16 protein-coding genes are annotated in these 16,359 nt (G+C 37.1%); 13 read left to right on the forward strand and 3 right to left on the reverse strand.

Annotated elements, in window-relative coordinates; all coding sequences use genetic code 11:
• Positions 1-177 precede the first annotated feature (177 nt).
• The 8 genes from PZE06_RS29875 to PZE06_RS17130 all read left to right on the forward strand — a co-directional run bounded on the left by PZE06_RS29875 (position 178) and on the right by PZE06_RS17130 (position 6,931).
• The gene (locus PZE06_RS29875) at positions 178-1,158 is read left to right on the forward strand and encodes an ATP-binding protein (RefSeq protein WP_225310721.1); all 981 of its coding nucleotides are present in this window, start codon (positions 178-180) and stop codon (positions 1,156-1,158) included.
• Between the two features lie 87 nt (positions 1,159-1,245).
• Positions 1,246-1,824 (forward strand): SCO family protein, encoded by a 579-nt coding sequence (locus PZE06_RS17100; RefSeq protein ID WP_150917170.1) that lies wholly within the window; start codon positions 1,246-1,248, stop codon positions 1,822-1,824.
• A 117-nt stretch (positions 1,825-1,941) separates the two neighbouring features.
• Complete coding sequence (locus PZE06_RS17105) at positions 1,942-2,772, forward strand: SGNH/GDSL hydrolase family protein (RefSeq protein ID WP_150917168.1); 831 nt, start codon at positions 1,942-1,944, stop codon at positions 2,770-2,772.
• Positions 2,765-3,343: a YpmS family protein gene (locus PZE06_RS17110; protein ID WP_150917166.1), complete on the forward strand. Its 579-nt coding sequence runs from the start codon at positions 2,765-2,767 to the stop codon at positions 3,341-3,343. The genes PZE06_RS17105 and PZE06_RS17110 overlap by 8 nt, the downstream gene beginning before the upstream one ends.
• Before the next feature lie 436 nt (positions 3,344-3,779).
• The gene (msrA, locus tag PZE06_RS17115; RefSeq protein WP_150917164.1) at positions 3,780-4,325 is read left to right on the forward strand and encodes a peptide-methionine (S)-S-oxide reductase MsrA; all 546 of its coding nucleotides are present in this window, start codon (positions 3,780-3,782) and stop codon (positions 4,323-4,325) included.
• Positions 4,315-4,746: a peptide-methionine (R)-S-oxide reductase MsrB gene (gene msrB, locus PZE06_RS17120; RefSeq protein ID WP_225310720.1), complete on the forward strand. Its 432-nt coding sequence runs from the start codon at positions 4,315-4,317 to the stop codon at positions 4,744-4,746. Before msrA ends, msrB begins: the two co-directional genes overlap by 11 nt.
• 249 nt (positions 4,747-4,995) lie before the next feature.
• Positions 4,996-5,175 (forward strand): YjcZ family sporulation protein, encoded by a 180-nt coding sequence (locus PZE06_RS17125; protein ID WP_150917162.1) that lies wholly within the window; start codon positions 4,996-4,998, stop codon positions 5,173-5,175.
• Between the two features lie 289 nt (positions 5,176-5,464).
• Positions 5,465-6,931, forward strand: coding sequence for an NAD(P)/FAD-dependent oxidoreductase (locus PZE06_RS17130; protein WP_150917160.1), 1,467 nt, complete (start codon positions 5,465-5,467; stop codon positions 6,929-6,931).
• 846 nt (positions 6,932-7,777) lie between these two features.
• Here the strand turns inward: PZE06_RS17130 and PZE06_RS17135 are convergent.
• Positions 7,778-8,731, reverse strand: coding sequence for a cation diffusion facilitator family transporter (locus PZE06_RS17135; protein WP_150917158.1), 954 nt, complete (start codon positions 8,729-8,731; stop codon positions 7,778-7,780).
• Positions 8,732-8,747: 16 nt separating this feature from the next.
• Positions 8,748-9,083: an ArsR/SmtB family transcription factor gene (locus PZE06_RS17140; RefSeq protein WP_150917156.1), complete on the reverse strand. Its 336-nt coding sequence runs from the start codon at positions 9,081-9,083 to the stop codon at positions 8,748-8,750.
• A gap of 551 nt (positions 9,084-9,634) precedes the next feature.
• On the opposite strand from PZE06_RS17140, the gene PZE06_RS17145 reads away from it, so the two are divergent.
• The 5 genes from PZE06_RS17145 to PZE06_RS17165 all read left to right on the forward strand — a co-directional run bounded on the left by PZE06_RS17145 (position 9,635) and on the right by PZE06_RS17165 (position 15,483).
• Positions 9,635-11,065: an aldehyde dehydrogenase family protein gene (locus tag PZE06_RS17145; protein WP_150917154.1), complete on the forward strand. Its 1,431-nt coding sequence runs from the start codon at positions 9,635-9,637 to the stop codon at positions 11,063-11,065.
• A gap of 29 nt (positions 11,066-11,094) precedes the next feature.
• A complete protein-coding gene (gene ablB, locus PZE06_RS17150) occupies positions 11,095-11,934 on the forward strand; it encodes a putative beta-lysine N-acetyltransferase (RefSeq protein WP_150917152.1) in 840 nt (279 codons plus the stop codon).
• Positions 11,935-12,040: 106 nt separating this feature from the next.
• Positions 12,041-13,444, forward strand: a complete 1,404-nt coding sequence (locus PZE06_RS17155; RefSeq protein ID WP_150917150.1) for a sigma-54 interaction domain-containing protein — start codon at positions 12,041-12,043, stop codon at positions 13,442-13,444.
• Between the two features lie 336 nt (positions 13,445-13,780).
• Positions 13,781-15,196, forward strand: coding sequence for a lysine 2,3-aminomutase (gene kamA, locus PZE06_RS17160; RefSeq protein WP_150917148.1), 1,416 nt, complete (start codon positions 13,781-13,783; stop codon positions 15,194-15,196).
• 2 nt (positions 15,197-15,198) lie between these two features.
• Positions 15,199-15,483: a YokU family protein gene (locus PZE06_RS17165; protein WP_150917146.1), complete on the forward strand. Its 285-nt coding sequence runs from the start codon at positions 15,199-15,201 to the stop codon at positions 15,481-15,483.
• 428 nt (positions 15,484-15,911) lie between these two features.
• Here the strand turns inward: PZE06_RS17165 and PZE06_RS17170 are convergent, their stop codons facing one another.
• Complete coding sequence (locus tag PZE06_RS17170; RefSeq protein ID WP_150917144.1) at positions 15,912-16,256, reverse strand: hypothetical protein; 345 nt, start codon at positions 16,254-16,256, stop codon at positions 15,912-15,914.
• Positions 16,257-16,359: the final 103 nt, after the last annotated feature.

Raw genomic sequence — 16,359 nt, forward strand, 5'->3', positions numbered from 1 at the left:
CCACTATACCAAAGAAGCAGGTGCCTTTTCTTGTTTAAAGGCAATAGTCAAGGAACAAAGTTGATTGTTCTTAAAGCTTTAATAGACCTAAAACAAGGTCGATTTTCAAGGTGCGAAAGTTGAGTAATTTATTCATTATGTATTATTTTTCTCTTCATTACAATTGCTGTTTATTTTATTTTTCAAAAAGGCTTAAACAAAGTTCTTGAGCCTGTAAATGAAATTATTTATGGTATCAATGAAGTAAGTAATGGCAATTTTCAAGTCAAGCTTCCAATAAAGGATCAGTCCGATTTAGGCCAATTGACTGCACGATTTAACGATATGACCGAGCAATTATCGCTGTTATTTGATCGGGTTACGACGACGTCTAAGCATTTAGGCAAAAAATCACAGGAAGGGCGGCAAACGTCAAAATTTGAGGACGTTATCGGTGAAATGGAGAACATTATTCAAAAGACAAAGATTTTAAAAGAGCTTCAGCGTGCTGAAAAAATGAATGCGATCGGTCAGCTCGCCGCTTCGGTCGCTCATGAAATTCGCAATCCAATGACAGTTGTGAAAGGATTTTTGCAAATTTTTAAGTCAAAAAAAGAACTTTCTGCAGAAGAGCAGATGTTTGTAAAATTAATGATTGAAGAAATGAATCGGGCGGAGACCATTATCAATGATTATTTATCATTAGCGAAGCCGGACATGGAGAATACAGAAAAAGTGGATGCAGTCGTCCTTGCCCATAAAGCGATGGATTTAATGAATTCATATGCAATGATGTCGAAGAATATAGAGTTGGAGACGGTTATCGAGGATGAAATAACGGTGATCGGTAATAGAAGTGAATTGATACAAGTATTAATCAATATTTTAAAAAATGGGATTGAGGCGATGAAGGACGGTGGGACGTTACGCTTAAAAGTATATAAAAAAGAGGGGAACGGAGTTTTTGAAATAAGGGATAACGGCATCGGCATGACTGAAGAGGAGCTTGCCCGATTAGGGACGGCTTTTTATTCCTTGAAGGAAAAGGGCACTGGGATGGGATTGATGGTGTGCTATCAAATTATTGAGAGAATGAAAGGTAAAATTGAAGTGGTCAGTGAAAAATGGCAAGGGACGACATTTACGATCACGGTTCCACTAGATGAAGAAGTGGAATGATGTAGGAATTCATTCATTTTTCTTTCAAATTTGCCAATGCTTTGCTACAATGAAGCTTGAATGTTGAATGGGATAGCAGGTGAAAAAATGAAATATCGAATAAGTTTAATTGGAATGATGCTTGTTTTATTGTTATCCGCTTGTGGTAATAATAGCGGAATTAACGATCCGTTAAATTGGCCTTTGGATGAGTTTACTTTTACCGATCACAATGGTGAGCAGCTGGGAAAGAAAGATTTAAAAGGAAAGGTATGGATAGCGGACTTCATCTTCACGAACTGTACAACTGTTTGTCCGCCAATGACCCACAATATGACAAAACTTCAGAGAATGGCGAAGGAAGAGAAGATCGAAAATATTGAATTTGTTTCATTTTCGATCGATCCGGAAGTCGATACACCTGAAGTATTAAAGGATTACGGTGGGAAGTTTGATTTGGATTTTAGTAATTATCATTTTTTAACTGGCTATGACCAGACGTTTATTGAAACTTTTGCAAGTGAAAATTTTAAAACATTTGTGAAGAAACCTGAGAACGAGGATCAAGTCATTCATCAAACCTATTTCTATTTAGTTGACCAAGAGGGAACGATCATGAAGTATTATTCTGGAGCAAATGATGTGCCATTTGCAGATATTATTAACGATATAAAAGCATTGCAATAAATGGAAAGTAGACCTTCTAATGTAAGGTCTACTTTTTTTATATTGTCAGAGGAGGATTCTTTTCGTTTCCCTTAATCCTTGATATAATGATAAAAGCTTTATAGGGAAGGTGAAAAGATGAAGAGATTATTCACCTCTTTTATTCTTTGTATTAGCTTTAGTCTTTTAGTTGCCTGTAACCATCAGATAGTAGAAAACCCTAATTCATTTAAAGAGACATCGTTGACACCGAAAGAAAACATTCCATATGATTTTATTCCGAGAACATATCATATCGTATCTGTTGGTGATTCATTGACACAAGGTGTAGGTGACAGTACAAAAAGGGGCGGTTATGTACCTTATCTGCAAGAGCAGCTTGAGGAGCAAAAGGGAATAAAGGAAGCGATATTTCATAATTTTGGAGTGAGTGGAAATCGCACTTCGCAAATATTGAATCGGTTAAGGACAAAAGAAATAAGAACTGCGGTGAAAGAAGCAGACATAGTATTAATCACTACTGGTGGAAACGATATTATGAAGGTGGTTCGCGAAAATTTTTCAGGGCTGGATATGAAAGATTTCGATCGTGAACTTATTCACTATGAGAAAACATTGACTTCTGTTATGGATACGATAAAACAGGAAAATGAAGAGGCGATAATAGGCTTAATAGGCTTGTACAATCCTTTCTTCCTTTTTCTCGCTGACGTGAAAGAAATGGATATGGTTATTGAAAAATGGAATCATGTTAGTGAAAACGTATTAAGAAAATATGATCGTACGCTTTTCGTGGAAATCGCCGATCTGTTTAAAGATAGTGTAGAAGACTTACTCTATTCCGATTATTTTCATCCTAATGATAAAGGATACGAGCTAATGGCAAATCAAGTTTTTCATGTATTACAAAATGAAGCAGTAGGTCAAAAGCTTGTGGCAGTGAAGAAGGAGAACGAACAAGATGACTAACAAATGGAAATGGATATTTTTTTTCCTGCTAGGATTGAATATCTTCGTTGTTTTATTGGTTGTGATTATGGTGAATATGCCGATTAAAGACAAAGCATTACCACCAACGGACGGGCCAGCTGAAGAAGATGTTCAGTTTCACATTCAAGCGACGAAGGCTGATTTAAACAAAATTATTAATCATTATATTGAGGAGGAAGGATTAACAAGTCCAATTGCCTATGAGGTTCTTCTAAAAGATGAAGTGGAATTATATGGGACGATGAAGGTTTTTACTCAAGATATTGAGATGAAGCTAACATTTGAACCGGAAGCACTTGAAAATGGAGACATCATCTTGAAGCAAAAGTCGATCTCAATTGGTCAAATTCAGTTGCCTGTATCGTATGTATTAAAGTTTATTCGTGATCAGTACGATTTTCCTGAGTGGGTCAATATTCAGCCAAATGATGAACTTATTTACGTTTCTTTACAAAGAATGAATTTAAAAAGTGATGTAAAGGTAAAAGTGAATAAATTTGATTTAGTCCATGACGATATTCAATTCTCCCTGTTGGTTCCAACAAATTAACAGACTGATTTCCGGATATTGTTTTTAGGCTATAGACAAACGTGATTCGCTCTGTTTATCTATAGTCTTTTCTTTTTAAAGAGAATGGATAGGTTCTTTTTTCATTAGATTTATATCAATTGAAAAATTTTTGAGATATGAAGAATGGGAAGTGAGAGAGTGTCAGTAATGCCGTGTACTGAAATATGTATCCCGGTTAAAGTTAAACTAGTTGCTTATGCTAGCTGACATTAGGAATGAGCTTTTGAACCAACTCATCGCAAAGCAAATGCTTTGGGGAGCAATGTTGTTTTTTTGTTCACCTTTTGAAGAACAAAGACGTTTTCTTCAAGCTGACCTCTTTAATAGTGAAATCTTGTCATTTGCATTTCCTAATGTGATTCCTTAATCTAAAACTAAGATAAATATATAAACAAAGTTGAAAGGGTGATAATTGATGGAAAGTCAAGAATTTGACATAGGCACTTTCGCTGGTGGCTGTTTTTGGTGTATGGTTAAGCCTTTCGACGAACAACCAGGGATTATAAAAGTTGTTTCTGGGTACACGGGTGGGCATAAGGAGAATCCAAGCTATGAAGAGGTTTGCAGTGAGACGACAGGTCACTATGAGGCCGTTCAGATTACGTTTGATCACAAGCAGTTTCCCTATGAAAAATTGTTAGAGATTTATTGGCAACAAATTGATCCGACTGATCCCGGCGGCCAGTTCTATGACCGAGGCGAGTCATATCAAACAGCCATATTTTATCATAACGAAGAACAAAGGAAAATAGCAGAGGAGTCCAAGAGGCGACTGCAAGAAAGCGGGCGCTTTCAAAAACCAATTGTCACAAAAATTTTGCCGGCAAAACCGTTTTATGAAGCAGAGGAATATCATCAACATTTTTATCGTAAAAATCCGGCAAGATATCATGCATACAGCAATGGCTCAGGAAGAGTCGATTTTATAAAAAGACATTGGGGTGAGGAAGTTGAAAAATAAAGATTTGCGGGAAAAATTAACTACCATGCAATTTGAAGTTACGCAAAATAATGGAACAGAACCGCCATTTCGAAATGAATATTGGAATGAGTTTTCTGATGGCATATACGTAGATATTATATCGGGAAAGCCTTTGTTTAGTTCAAAGGATAAATTTGATGCAGGCTGTGGTTGGCCAAGTTTTACAAAGCCGATTGAGGAAGATGAAATTATTGAAAAAGAAGATCGGAGCCATTTTATGATCCGGACAGAAGTTCGAAGTAAAACGGCCGATTCTCATCTTGGCCATGTTTTTGATGACGGTCCTGGACCAACTGGATTAAGATATTGCATCAATTCTGCAGCAACTCGGTTTATTCCTAAAGAAAAGCTCGAAGAAGAAGGATATGGGGAATATTTAAAATTATTTAATGAAAATTGAATAGAAGCAACCCTTAAAAAAGGATTGATCTTCTTTTTCTAAGAGTTGCTTTTTAATTTCTTTTTCAATACATTGTACAATTTGGGCAAATACACATACGGGTCAAGTACCTACTACATACATTAGCAGTGATAACAACCTAAATTGATTCTACAGTAAAAAATGGCAGTACACAGGCGAAAGCTTACTGTTTATTTTTGCTTAATGTGTAGAATCGATGGACTAAAAAAACGAAGGAGTGGAGATAGAATGAATTACGGGTATGGGTATGGATATGATAGTTGTGGATATGACCCTTGTTATACTGGATATGCTTATCCAGCACCAGCTGTAGGAGGAGTAGCTGTTGGCGGTTATCGTGGAGGGTTTGCGCTAATAGTCGTTCTCTTCATCCTATTGATTATTATTGGTGCTAGCTATTGTAAATAAGATTGGATTGGAGAGATGGAATTACCTTTTTGTGGTAATTCCTTTTTTATAATCCTTTTTTGTTTGAGCAATGCTGCAAATTTTGTTCTTGAACTTGGCTGTGTTCCTTCTTTAACTAAGATAAAGAAGCAAAGTAGAAAAATAGCGAAGTTTATCAATTAACGAACGTTTTTGTGTTTATTTTATATAAAAGTTCGTATTTTGTTGTTGACCCTCCTATATTTCTTTGTTATATTATTAAAGGGTTTGAAAAACACGAAAAAAGGGAACGGCGACAGGGGGATGAACGATGAAAACGAACTATGATGTAATCGTTGTTGGAGCAGGACCTGCCGGAATTTTTACATGTTACGAACTAACATTAAAGATGCCAGAAGCAAAAATTATTTTGATAGATAAAGGCCATGATATTTTTAAAAGAAATTGCCCTATTCTGCAAAAGAAAATTGAGAAATGCCCACCAGCAGCTGGAAAAAAGGAATTCGCTGGATGCTTGCCAGCGTGTTCAATAACAAATGGGTTTGGTGGAGCTGGTGCTTATTCTGATGGGAAATTTAATATTACAAGTGAGTTTGGTGGCTGGATGACTGACTATTTGTCAGATTCACAAGTGATTGAACTGATTAAATATGTGGATGAGATTAACCTGAAACATGGGGCAACGAAAAGTATTACGGATCCGTTGACGCCCGCAGTAAAAGATATTGAGAGAAGAGCTTATGCAGCCGGATTAAAATTACTTCGCGCTCAAGTGAGGCATTTAGGCACGGAACAAAATTTGCAAATATTACAGGATATTTATGGTTATTTAACAGAAAAAATTGATATGGCTTTTAAAACAGAAGTGGAAGATTTAATGACTGAACGAACTTCAGAAGGTCATAAAATAACTGGTGTGCAATTGAAATCGGGTGAATCGATATTTGCAGAAAAAGTTGTTATTGCACCGGGAAGAGATGGAAGTGTTTGGTTAGCCAAACTATTAAAATCAAGGCGACTAAAGATGATCAGCAATCAAGTTGATGTAGGGGTGCGTGTTGAGACTTCGAATATCGTGATGGAAGAAATTAATGAGCATTTATATGAAGGGAAATTTACGTTTAATACTTCTGTTGGCACTAGAGTGCGAACATTTTGCAGCAATCCTTCGGGACATGTCGTTGTGGAAAATCATTCGGGCACGATGTTAGCGAACGGACATGCATATAAAGATCCGAAGCTAGGGAGTCCAAATACGAACTTTGCCTTGCTTGTTTCCCACACCTTCTCAGAGCCATTTGATAAACCGAATGAATATGCCATTGCCATTTCCAAACTGGCTAATGCATTATCAAATGGCGGTATCATTGTACAAAAGTATGGTGATATTTTAAAGGGAAGAAGATCAACAGAAAAACGAATTAAAGAAGGTTTTATCGAACCGACGTTGAAAGAGGCCGTTCCTGGTGACTTAGGCTTAGTTTTACCTTACAACACGTTAAAGAGCTTAGTAGAAATGACAGAAGCATTAAACGCTGTTTCTCCAGGGCTTGCTTCTGAACACACTTTATTTTACGGAGTAGAAGCGAAATTTTATTCAGCGCGTCCAAAGCTAAATGATCGCTTTGAAACAGAAATTAGCGGTCTTTATGTTGGCGGTGATGGTGCAGGTGTCACAAGAGGACTTGCTCAGGCAAGCGCTTGTGGTGTATGGATTGCACGTGATATTGTTGAAAAGAGTAAAAACTCTTCAACAAAAGAATCAGTAACTGTATAATTTTGGATATCTCAAAATTCACAGTGAAAGGCGACCTTGAGCATTGCTCTAAGTCGCCTTTCTCTATTTTTTTGGTGTGCAATTTTCTCTTCAAAATAAAAAATCATAATTTGAATTATTTAGTCACTACCTCAAGCCAAGTCTTAAGTAACCATAAAAAATATGCGATTTTCAATCCACACACTCATGTAGAGTGTGACTGTTTACCTTTTTTATAAAGATCAAACCATTTTTTTTTCAATCCACACACTCATGTAGAGTGTGACAGCAATTTTGAAACTTAAAAAGTAAAATTACACTTTTTTAAGTTTCAAAAAGTGAACTTTTTTGTTAAGTCAATTATATTTCTAAAAAGTGCCAAAAAATAGAGGCTCTGTTCCTGAACCTAAGTGCGAATCTCCTAGGGAAATTATGTGAACTTCACATTCGCACCAAGTATTTTTTGAAATTGCGGGTGACTTGTGTACTTTCTATTCTTATATGGTGACTAAGAAAATAGAATTATAACTTTTTTCTTATTATAGCAAGAGTTTAACATTTTCCAAACATAGAGAATGGATTTAATATCTTGATGGCTAAAGAATAGTTCAAGTAAGCAAATTCAACGATTTAATTTATCGTTGAATTTTTGTATTAATTAACCTTCTCACTTTAGCTAAATGTATAAGTACTCTTATTATTATTGTATTGTTTTCAATTCGCTTGTGGCGACTTGACGAATGACCCTTCTAACTATCATGAAGGGCTGATTGTCTGTGAAAGATGGGTCATACTTGTTGTTTTGCATTAAAACAAAGAATCCTCTCAATCATTGATAATGATTGAGAGGATTCAAATTCATTTCCATCAGTGATGGTGATGATGGTGATTTCCAGATGACTCGGCTTTCGCCTTACATAAAATCGAATCGTCATGGAGATGGGCCGATGTTTCTAACTGAATGGTCATGTGGTGAATATTTTTATGTTCAAGTTTATGTTCGATATGACGAAGCATTTGTTCACTCTCAGCAATGGACATTTGATCATCGACAACTGCATGGCAGGAAAGTGAATTTAAGCCACTTGTAATCGACCAAATATGCAAATCATGAACACCTTGAATGCCTTTTGTATTTTTGATTGTTTGTACTACTTCTTCCACATTTACATTTTGCGGTGTTCCTTCCATCAAGACGTGAAGTCCAGATTTCGTAACATTGTAGCCGCTGCGTAACACGAGTGCGGCGACAATGACACTTGCAAGTGGATCTGCCCAACCCCAGCCGAAAAATATGATGAGTAGTGCAGCGATAATGGCACCAATGGAACCAAGCATATCGCTAATTACATGCAAGTATGCTCCACGCATGTTCAAGTTCTCTTCTACATCTCCGCTACGCATCATGATCCAGGCAACAAGTATATTAACTAGTAAGCCAATTGATGCAATGATTAACATTCTGGTTGAAGCAACTTCAGGTGGATTTTGAAAACGCTGAATGGCTTCATAAAAAATATATATGGCAATTAATACAAGTGTCACGCCGTTAAGAACAGCCGCTAATATTTCAAATCGTTTATATCCATATGTTTTACTATAATTAGCGGCTTTTTCACCAAGTGTAAATGCTAATAATGCAATCCCCAATGAAATGGAGTCACTTAACATATGTCCTGCATCAGATAATAACGCAAGGCTATTAGTCACGAAGCCTCCAATTGCTTCAACAATCATATAGCCTGTAATGATAATAAAACTGATCAATAATGTTTTTTTATTTGCACCATGTGTATGATCATGTCCATGGTTATGTCCCATTTAAGTTCCTCCTAGATTAATGGTGTGAAGCATGTTCAATGGCTTGCTTCAGTAAATTCATAACATGAACGTCGTCTTCTGAATAAAACAGAGTTTGTCCTGCTCTTCTGAATTTGACTAATCTTAAATTTTTCAAGAAACGCAATTGATGTGAAATACTTGATTGGCTTAAATTTAGCGTTTCGGCAATTTCATTGACGGAATGCTCTCCTGTACATAATAAGTTCAATATGCGAATTCTTGTTGGATCGCTTAACGCTTTAAATGTTTGCGAAACGACAAATAATGTCTCTTCATCTAAATGCTGTTCTCCGTCATTGCATGTTTTTTCATTTTTATGCTCTTCAGTCATCTTTTGAACTCCTTTATCATAAAATTTATATTTATATATGAGTATCTTTTCATATATAGATTATTATACTCTTCATTGAAAGTCAATCAAAAATATTGTTTTCACTTGATTATTTTCTTTCTCTGGAGAATAACCTCGATGATATTTACAGGGGGAAGAAACTCATTATAAGAGGTTTTTATGTTATGAGAGTCAATTTAGAGTTTTATTTAAAGCTAAATTAAGAAGGAATAAGGTGATGCGAGGAAAAGAGATAGCTACCAAATGGATTTCAATCCGTACACTCTTATAGAGTGTGAGGACTTCACCACTCAAAATTAAAATTGTTTTTCCTGTTCGACTCATTTCTTCACGCATGCAAATCAGTTAGCTGTTTTATCTTGAATAAACCTCATAATAGAGAGTGTTAAAATGGTTATACCTAATAGAACGAACGAATCGCTACTATTCTTGTTTTTTTCTGAATGCTCTTACTTTTCAGAAACAGTTAATTTCGTTACAATTTAAATAACGATTTTATATCTCAATCTGCAACAAAAGAAATAGGGAGGATGGGAAGAGTGAAGCAACCTTTATGGATTAACGGAGAATTTGTGGAGACAACGGAGTATTCAAAGTTATTAAATCCGTATGATGAGACGCTTATTGCGGAAGTCGCAGTAGCGGAGCGTCAACATGTCATCAAGGCAATTGATTCAGCCTCATTCGCCGGAGAACAGTTTCGTTCCATGTCAGCACATGAACGGGCAGAAATTCTTGAAAGAGTAGTTGAACTAATTAAAGAAAATAAAGAGGAATGTGCGCAGATCATTGCCAAAGAAGCTGCTAAGCCGATAAAGGCTGCTAGAGGTGAAGTGGATAGAACGATTATGACTTATAAATTTGCAGCACAAGAAGCAAGAAGAATTTATGGAGAAACAATCCCGATGGATGCTGCTCCGGGAGGAGAGGGGAGAATGGCCTACACGGTTAAAGAACCACTAGGTGTGATTGCGGCGATTACGCCTTTTAACTTTCCGATGAATCTTGTTGCGCATAAGGTTGGACCTGCGATCGCAGCTGGAAATACAGTTGTATTAAAGCCTGCCACACAAACTCCTTTATCTGCATATAAAATCGCACAATTTTTTCACGAAGCCGGTTTACCGAAAGGTGCCTTAAATGTGGTTACTGGAAGGGGAGGGACTGTCGGTGATGTGCTTCTCGAAGATGACCGTGTCAAAATGGTGACGTTTACGGGAAGTCCGGAGGTTGGAAAGCAGATTCGTGAAAAAGCTGGCTTAAAACGAGTGACATTGGAGTTAGGCTCAAATTCTGCTGTCATTGTTGATGAAAATATCGAGCTTGAAGAAATGGTTCCAAGAATTGTCGCAGGCGCCTTTTCATTCCAAGGGCAAGTTTGCATATCAGTACAAAGAGTATATGTCCATGAATCTATTTTTACCGCTTTTGTTGAACAATTTCTTGAAAAGGTAAAGGAACTAAGGGTTGGAGATCCTCTTGATGAGCGAACGGACATCTCTGTGATGATTTCAAAAAGTGAAAGGAACCGGGTGTTGGCTTGGATTGAAAGTGCTATTAATAATGGTGCGAAGCTTGCTTTGGGTGGCAGAAGTGGGGCAAATGGGCTCTTACAGCCGACCGTTTTATTGGATGTATCTAGAGAGGAAAAAATTTCATGTGAAGAAGCTTTTGCACCAGTTGTTCATATTAATCAAGTAGCATCATTAGACGAAGCGATTGGTCTTGTTAATCATTCAAAATATGGCTTACAGGCGGGTGTTTTTACAAAAGATGTTGGAAGAGCATTTCAAGCAGCAAGGGAATTACATGTTGGCGGTGTGATGATCAATGATTTTCCAACCTTCCGAGTTGATCATATGCCTTATGGAGGGGTGAAATTAAGTGGAATGGGCAGAGAAGGGATTAAATATGCGCTAGAGGAGATGACAGAGTTAAAGCTAATTAGCTTTAAATTGTGATTTGTTTACTGCAAAGGGGGAGAAAATAGATGGCAAGTACGGTTGTTACAGGCGCTAACTATGTAATGGATGTATTTGATGATCCGTATAATAAAAGAATTCGCATTGACGATATAAAGGGCAATTTCAGCGAGGCAATTGCGAAGGCGGAGGAACTAGCCGTCAACTCTGGAGCAGAAAAACTGATTGTAAAGGGGAGAAAAGAGCAGTTTGTCCAATTATTAGAAAAAGGTTATCAATATGAGGCAATGATCGACCGTTTTTTCCTTGGTTCAGATTGTTATTTCTGCTGTAAGTATTTTAATAATAATAGAAGAAATAGTGATTCCTTTGTATCAGAAGATGAGATCGTTAAAGATGTGCAATTATTAGAAAGGAATTTTTTGTTGAATTCTCCACCTGAAGAGTACAAGTTGATTTTTATTCAAAAGGAAGAAGTCGAATTGCTTGCGACACTTTATCAGCAGGTATTTAAACTTTACCCAACCCCGCTACACGACCCAGCTTACATTTTAAAAACACTTGATGAGGGGACAATTTATGTAGCTTTTATGAAGGGGAATCAAGTGGTCAGTGCAGCGTCTGCAGAAATTAATGATTTTTATAAAAATGCAGAGCTGACTGACTGTGCGACTTTGCCAGAACATCGCCAATACGGCTTTATGAAAATCCTTTTAACGAAGCTTGAGGAAAAACTTGTGGCTCGAGGGATATTTTGTGCTTATTCGATAGCGAGGGCACAATCATTTGGCATGAATGCAGCTCTACATCAGCTTAGCTATCGTTATCGAGGGAGGTTAACTAATAATTGTTATATTTTTGATAAAATAGAGAATATGAATATGTGGGTAAAGGATTTATCACAGTAGCGTACCAAAGTTTTAGTTATTATGACGACATGCCGGAAAATCGTCTTTTACTGCCGATTTTTCAGCATGTCATTTTTACAATGAGTGGATGGGTAGGTGGTGACGTTTGCCGCAAGAAATTGCAATTTCAAATGAGGTACTAAAGGCGATTTTGTCCAGGATTGATGAAGGGATTCATGTCGTCGATACAAACGGAAAAACAATTTATTACAATGAAGTAGCGGCAAGACACGATGGATTAAATATTAGTGATGTGATCGGCAAGCCTCTGCTGCAGGTGTTTCCATCTCTTAATGAAAATACAAGTACGTTGTTAAAGGTTTTAACGTCAAAGAAAGCCATTTATAATCAGGCGCAAAGCTATACGAATGTTTATGGCAAAAAGATTGAAACGATGAATACGACGCTTCCGATCTTTGTGAAAAAGCATTTTGTTGGAGCGATGGAAATAGCAAAGGATCACAGTACGATGAAAAGATTATCTGAGCAACTTGTAGATTTACAGAGGCAATTGCTCGCCAAAAAAAATAGTTTGAAGAGGAAGAGTACGGCTTCGTATACACTGCAAGATTTATTGACAAAAAATCCCCAATTCATTGAAATGAAAAAAGAGGCCGAGAAGCTTGCTCGTTCCCATTCACCTATATTAGTCTTTGGTGAAAGTGGAACAGGAAAAGAACTTTTTGTTCAAGGTATACATCATGCATCACCTCGTGCCAGTGCTCCTTTTATCGCGCAAAATTGCGCAGCTATTCCTGAAAATCTTTTGGAAAGCATCCTCTTTGGTACGGCGAAAGGAAGTTATACTGGTGCAGTGGAGCGCCCTGGATTATTTGAATTAGCAGATGGGGGAACCCTTTTTCTTGATGAAATTCACGCGATGCCGATTGAACTTCAGGCAAAGCTGTTAAGAGTTCTTGAAGACGGCCGTTTTAGACGGCTAGGTGGCGCAAAAGATATCGTCGTTGATGTAAGGGTGATGGCCGCAATGAACGTTCATCCGAAAGCAGCTCTCGAACAGAAACTTCTCCGTTCAGATTTATTCTATCGATTGAACGTTTTTACATTTGAACTAACGTCATTGCGAAATCGCAAAGAAGACATTTTATACTTATCAGAGATTTATATAAAAAACTTCAATCAAAGCTTAAACAAAAAGGTTCAACGTATTTCGGATGATGTGAAAGAGGTGCTCCTGAGCTATTCCTGGCCTGGAAACGTAAGGGAATTGAAGCACGCCCTAGAGTATATGATGAATATTTGCACCGGCGAGCAATTAGAGCGGGACGATCTGCCGGTTATGTTAAAGGAATTTTTAAAGAAAGGTGCAAAGCGAATAAGTGGGGAATCGTTGTCATTTCGCGAAAGGGTTGCAGCGTTTGAACAGGAAATGATATTGGAAGCGCTGCAAAGAACGGGGGGGAATATTCAGCAAGCAGCATCTATGCTTAGACTCCCTAGGCAAACATTGCAGTATAAAATTCAAAAATATGAATTAGATGCCGAATAACCAGCACCTAGTCCCTTTGATTCAACCTCGCTTATAAAGAAAGTAACCTTTGGCAATGGCTAGTGCTTTTTTATGCGCTGCTGTTGAATTTGGCTTATTTTCTTAACTCTTCAGTATAATTTGACGTGTGAAGTCAAGGTTACAAACGAAAAATGTTTTCCTTTTACCAAACAATAGTAATAAACGTTTCTGCCGCATCGCTTGAGAGACTTTTCATAGTATGAGCATAAGCAGGTAGCATATTTAGACATTCTAGAGCCTTTCTTCCCCTAATTTTATTACTTTGGCATGAATATTGCATAAATTATAATAAATCTGATTTAAGGGGGAAAAAGTGTGAAGCATGGATTGTATAAGCCGAAAAGGCATTGGCAGGATATAGAGCTCTGGAAGGATGTCTCCGAAGAGCAATGGAATGATTGGTTGTGGCAATTGACGAATACAATTCGAACGCTAGATGATTTAAAAAAGGTGATTCATTTAACACCGGAAGAAGAAGAGGGAGTAAAGATCTCTACAAAAACGATTCCCTTAAATATCACCCCTTATTATGCATCATTGATGAATCCCGATGATCCTCGCTGTCCCATTCGCATGCAATCAGTACCAGTTTCAAAAGAAATCTATAAGACGAAATATGATTTAGAGGATCCGCTCCATGAAGACGAAGATTCTCCTGTACCAGGATTAACACATAGATATCCAGATCGCGTTCTTTTTCTTGTTACGAACCAATGTTCGATGTATTGCCGCTACTGTACGAGACGAAGATTCTCCGGGCAAATTGGGATGGGCGTCCCAAAGAAGCAGCTTGACAATGCCATTAATTATATTCGCAATAATACTGAGGTGAGAGATGTCCTTATTTCTGGGGGGGATGGTCTCCTTATTAACGATACGATTTTAGAGTATATTTTGAAGAATTTGCGCGAGATTGATCATGTGGAGATTATCCGGATTGGAACCCGTGCTCCAGTTGTTTTTCCTCAGCGAATTACGGAAAACTTATGCAATATTTTAAAAAAGTATCACCCGATTTGGTTGAACACTCATTTCAATACATCTATTGAAATAACGGAGGATTCTAAGCGTGCATGCGAAATGCTCGCCAATGCTGGTGTACCAGTTGGAAATCAGTCTGTGATTTTAGCAGGAATCAATGACAGTGTTCCAATTATGAAAAAGTTAATGCACGATCTAGTAAAGATTCGCGTTCGTCCGTATTATATTTATCAATGTGATTTATCAGAAGGAATTGGTCACTTCAGGGCTCCAATTTCAAAGGGGTTAGAAATTATTGAAGGCTTAAGAGGACACACATCCGGGTATGCAGTTCCAACCTTTGTCGTTGATGCTCCTGGTGGTGGTGGAAAGATTGCGCTTCAGCCCAATTATTTAATTTCACAAAGTGCAAATAAGGTTGTACTTCGAAACTTTGAAGGAGTGATAACAACTTATCCTGAACCAGAGTCCTATACTCCAGACACGGCTGAAGGCTATTTTAAAGAAATTTATCCAGAAATGGAGGAAAAAAGATCAAATATTGGAGTCTCTGCCTTAATGAATGATCAGCAATTTAACCTTATACCAGAGGGAATTGAAAGACTGCACCGCCGTGAACAGTATGAAAGTGATCCTACGCATGCTTCGCTAAAGAATCAGAGGGAAAAACGCGATTTATTAAAGGAGAAAAAGTACCGTGCGCAGCAGGATAAGTATCAGAAAGTGGATGTAGAAACGAAGGAGGCATAAACATCGTGGGAAACTGTGCTTGGTGTGAAAGCAATGAAGTACGTACAGATGAGCAATCAGTTTATTGGGAATTACCCGATGGATCAAAAGCAATTGAAATTAGTGAAACACCGACTATCGTTTGTAAAGCTTGTGGAATGGTCTATCAAGATGAAACAATAGTGAAGGAAATAGAGGATCAACTCTATTTAATTAATACGAAGAATTTAGAGAATATTATCACTTTTAAAGCTTTAATGGAAAAACCAAGATTATTAAAAAAGAATTACTTTGATTTCACTTCGTAATATCTTTTCTTGATTTGTCCTGGCACTCTAAAAGGGGTGCCATTTTTGTATAGGTTACCGTTTAAAAAAATTGAAACCATAATGTTGTAATTTTCAAAACTAATTCCATCCTTTCGCCTTCTTTAAGAAAGATAGTTAAACAGAAGTGCCATTACGTAGTCTATTTTGGAGCAGAAAGCTCCTGATTCCTGAGGAAGTAACGTGAAGAGCTTTAACCTTGCAGGAGTGTCTATGTTGTATGGCGAATGCCCGCAAAAGCAAGCGCCAAAAATGGATACAACGAATTATCCTGATTGACAGGTTGAAAAACAGTCGGTTGTTCAGTTTTAAATTTTTTCATCGGAGCATTGTATCACTTTAACCAAAAGTTTGAACAAAAACAGATGAATGAGCCATTCGTTTGATAAATAAGGGGGGATGTTCAGTATTTATTTTCCTTTTAAAACCCAAAAACCAAATAAGATGATGCTTAAACCGATTGCAGTACGCCAACTGGGAACCTCTTTTAAAAATATGTAACCAATGGCTACGCTGACCAAAACTTCCAGTCCTTTTGAAACGATTAGGGAAAAGCTTAAATTATGGACGGTTTTTGTTAGAAATTTAACACCGTAACCTATCATCATGCTTGCGGAAAGGAAGAGGGGAGTTATTTTTATATAGTATAGTAAAGTAGATAAAAAATGTGAGTCAATGTGCTTCGTATGGTAAGCGTAAACAGCATTAATAATTAGTAATCCGCTTGTCATTAACAAGAGAGAAAGTAATAACATAAAAGGCAGTCTCCAATATTTTAGTTTCTATAATTTTTGCCTTTATGCAAAATAATTATGTGATTTTAATAAACAAATTTAACTTTGTTATATTAAATCAGAA

Origin of the sequence: Robertmurraya sp. DFI.2.37 (assembly GCF_029211245.1) — a bacterium.
GTDB classification, from domain to species: Bacteria; Bacillota; Bacilli; order Bacillales; family Cytobacillaceae; genus Robertmurraya; species Robertmurraya methanolica_A.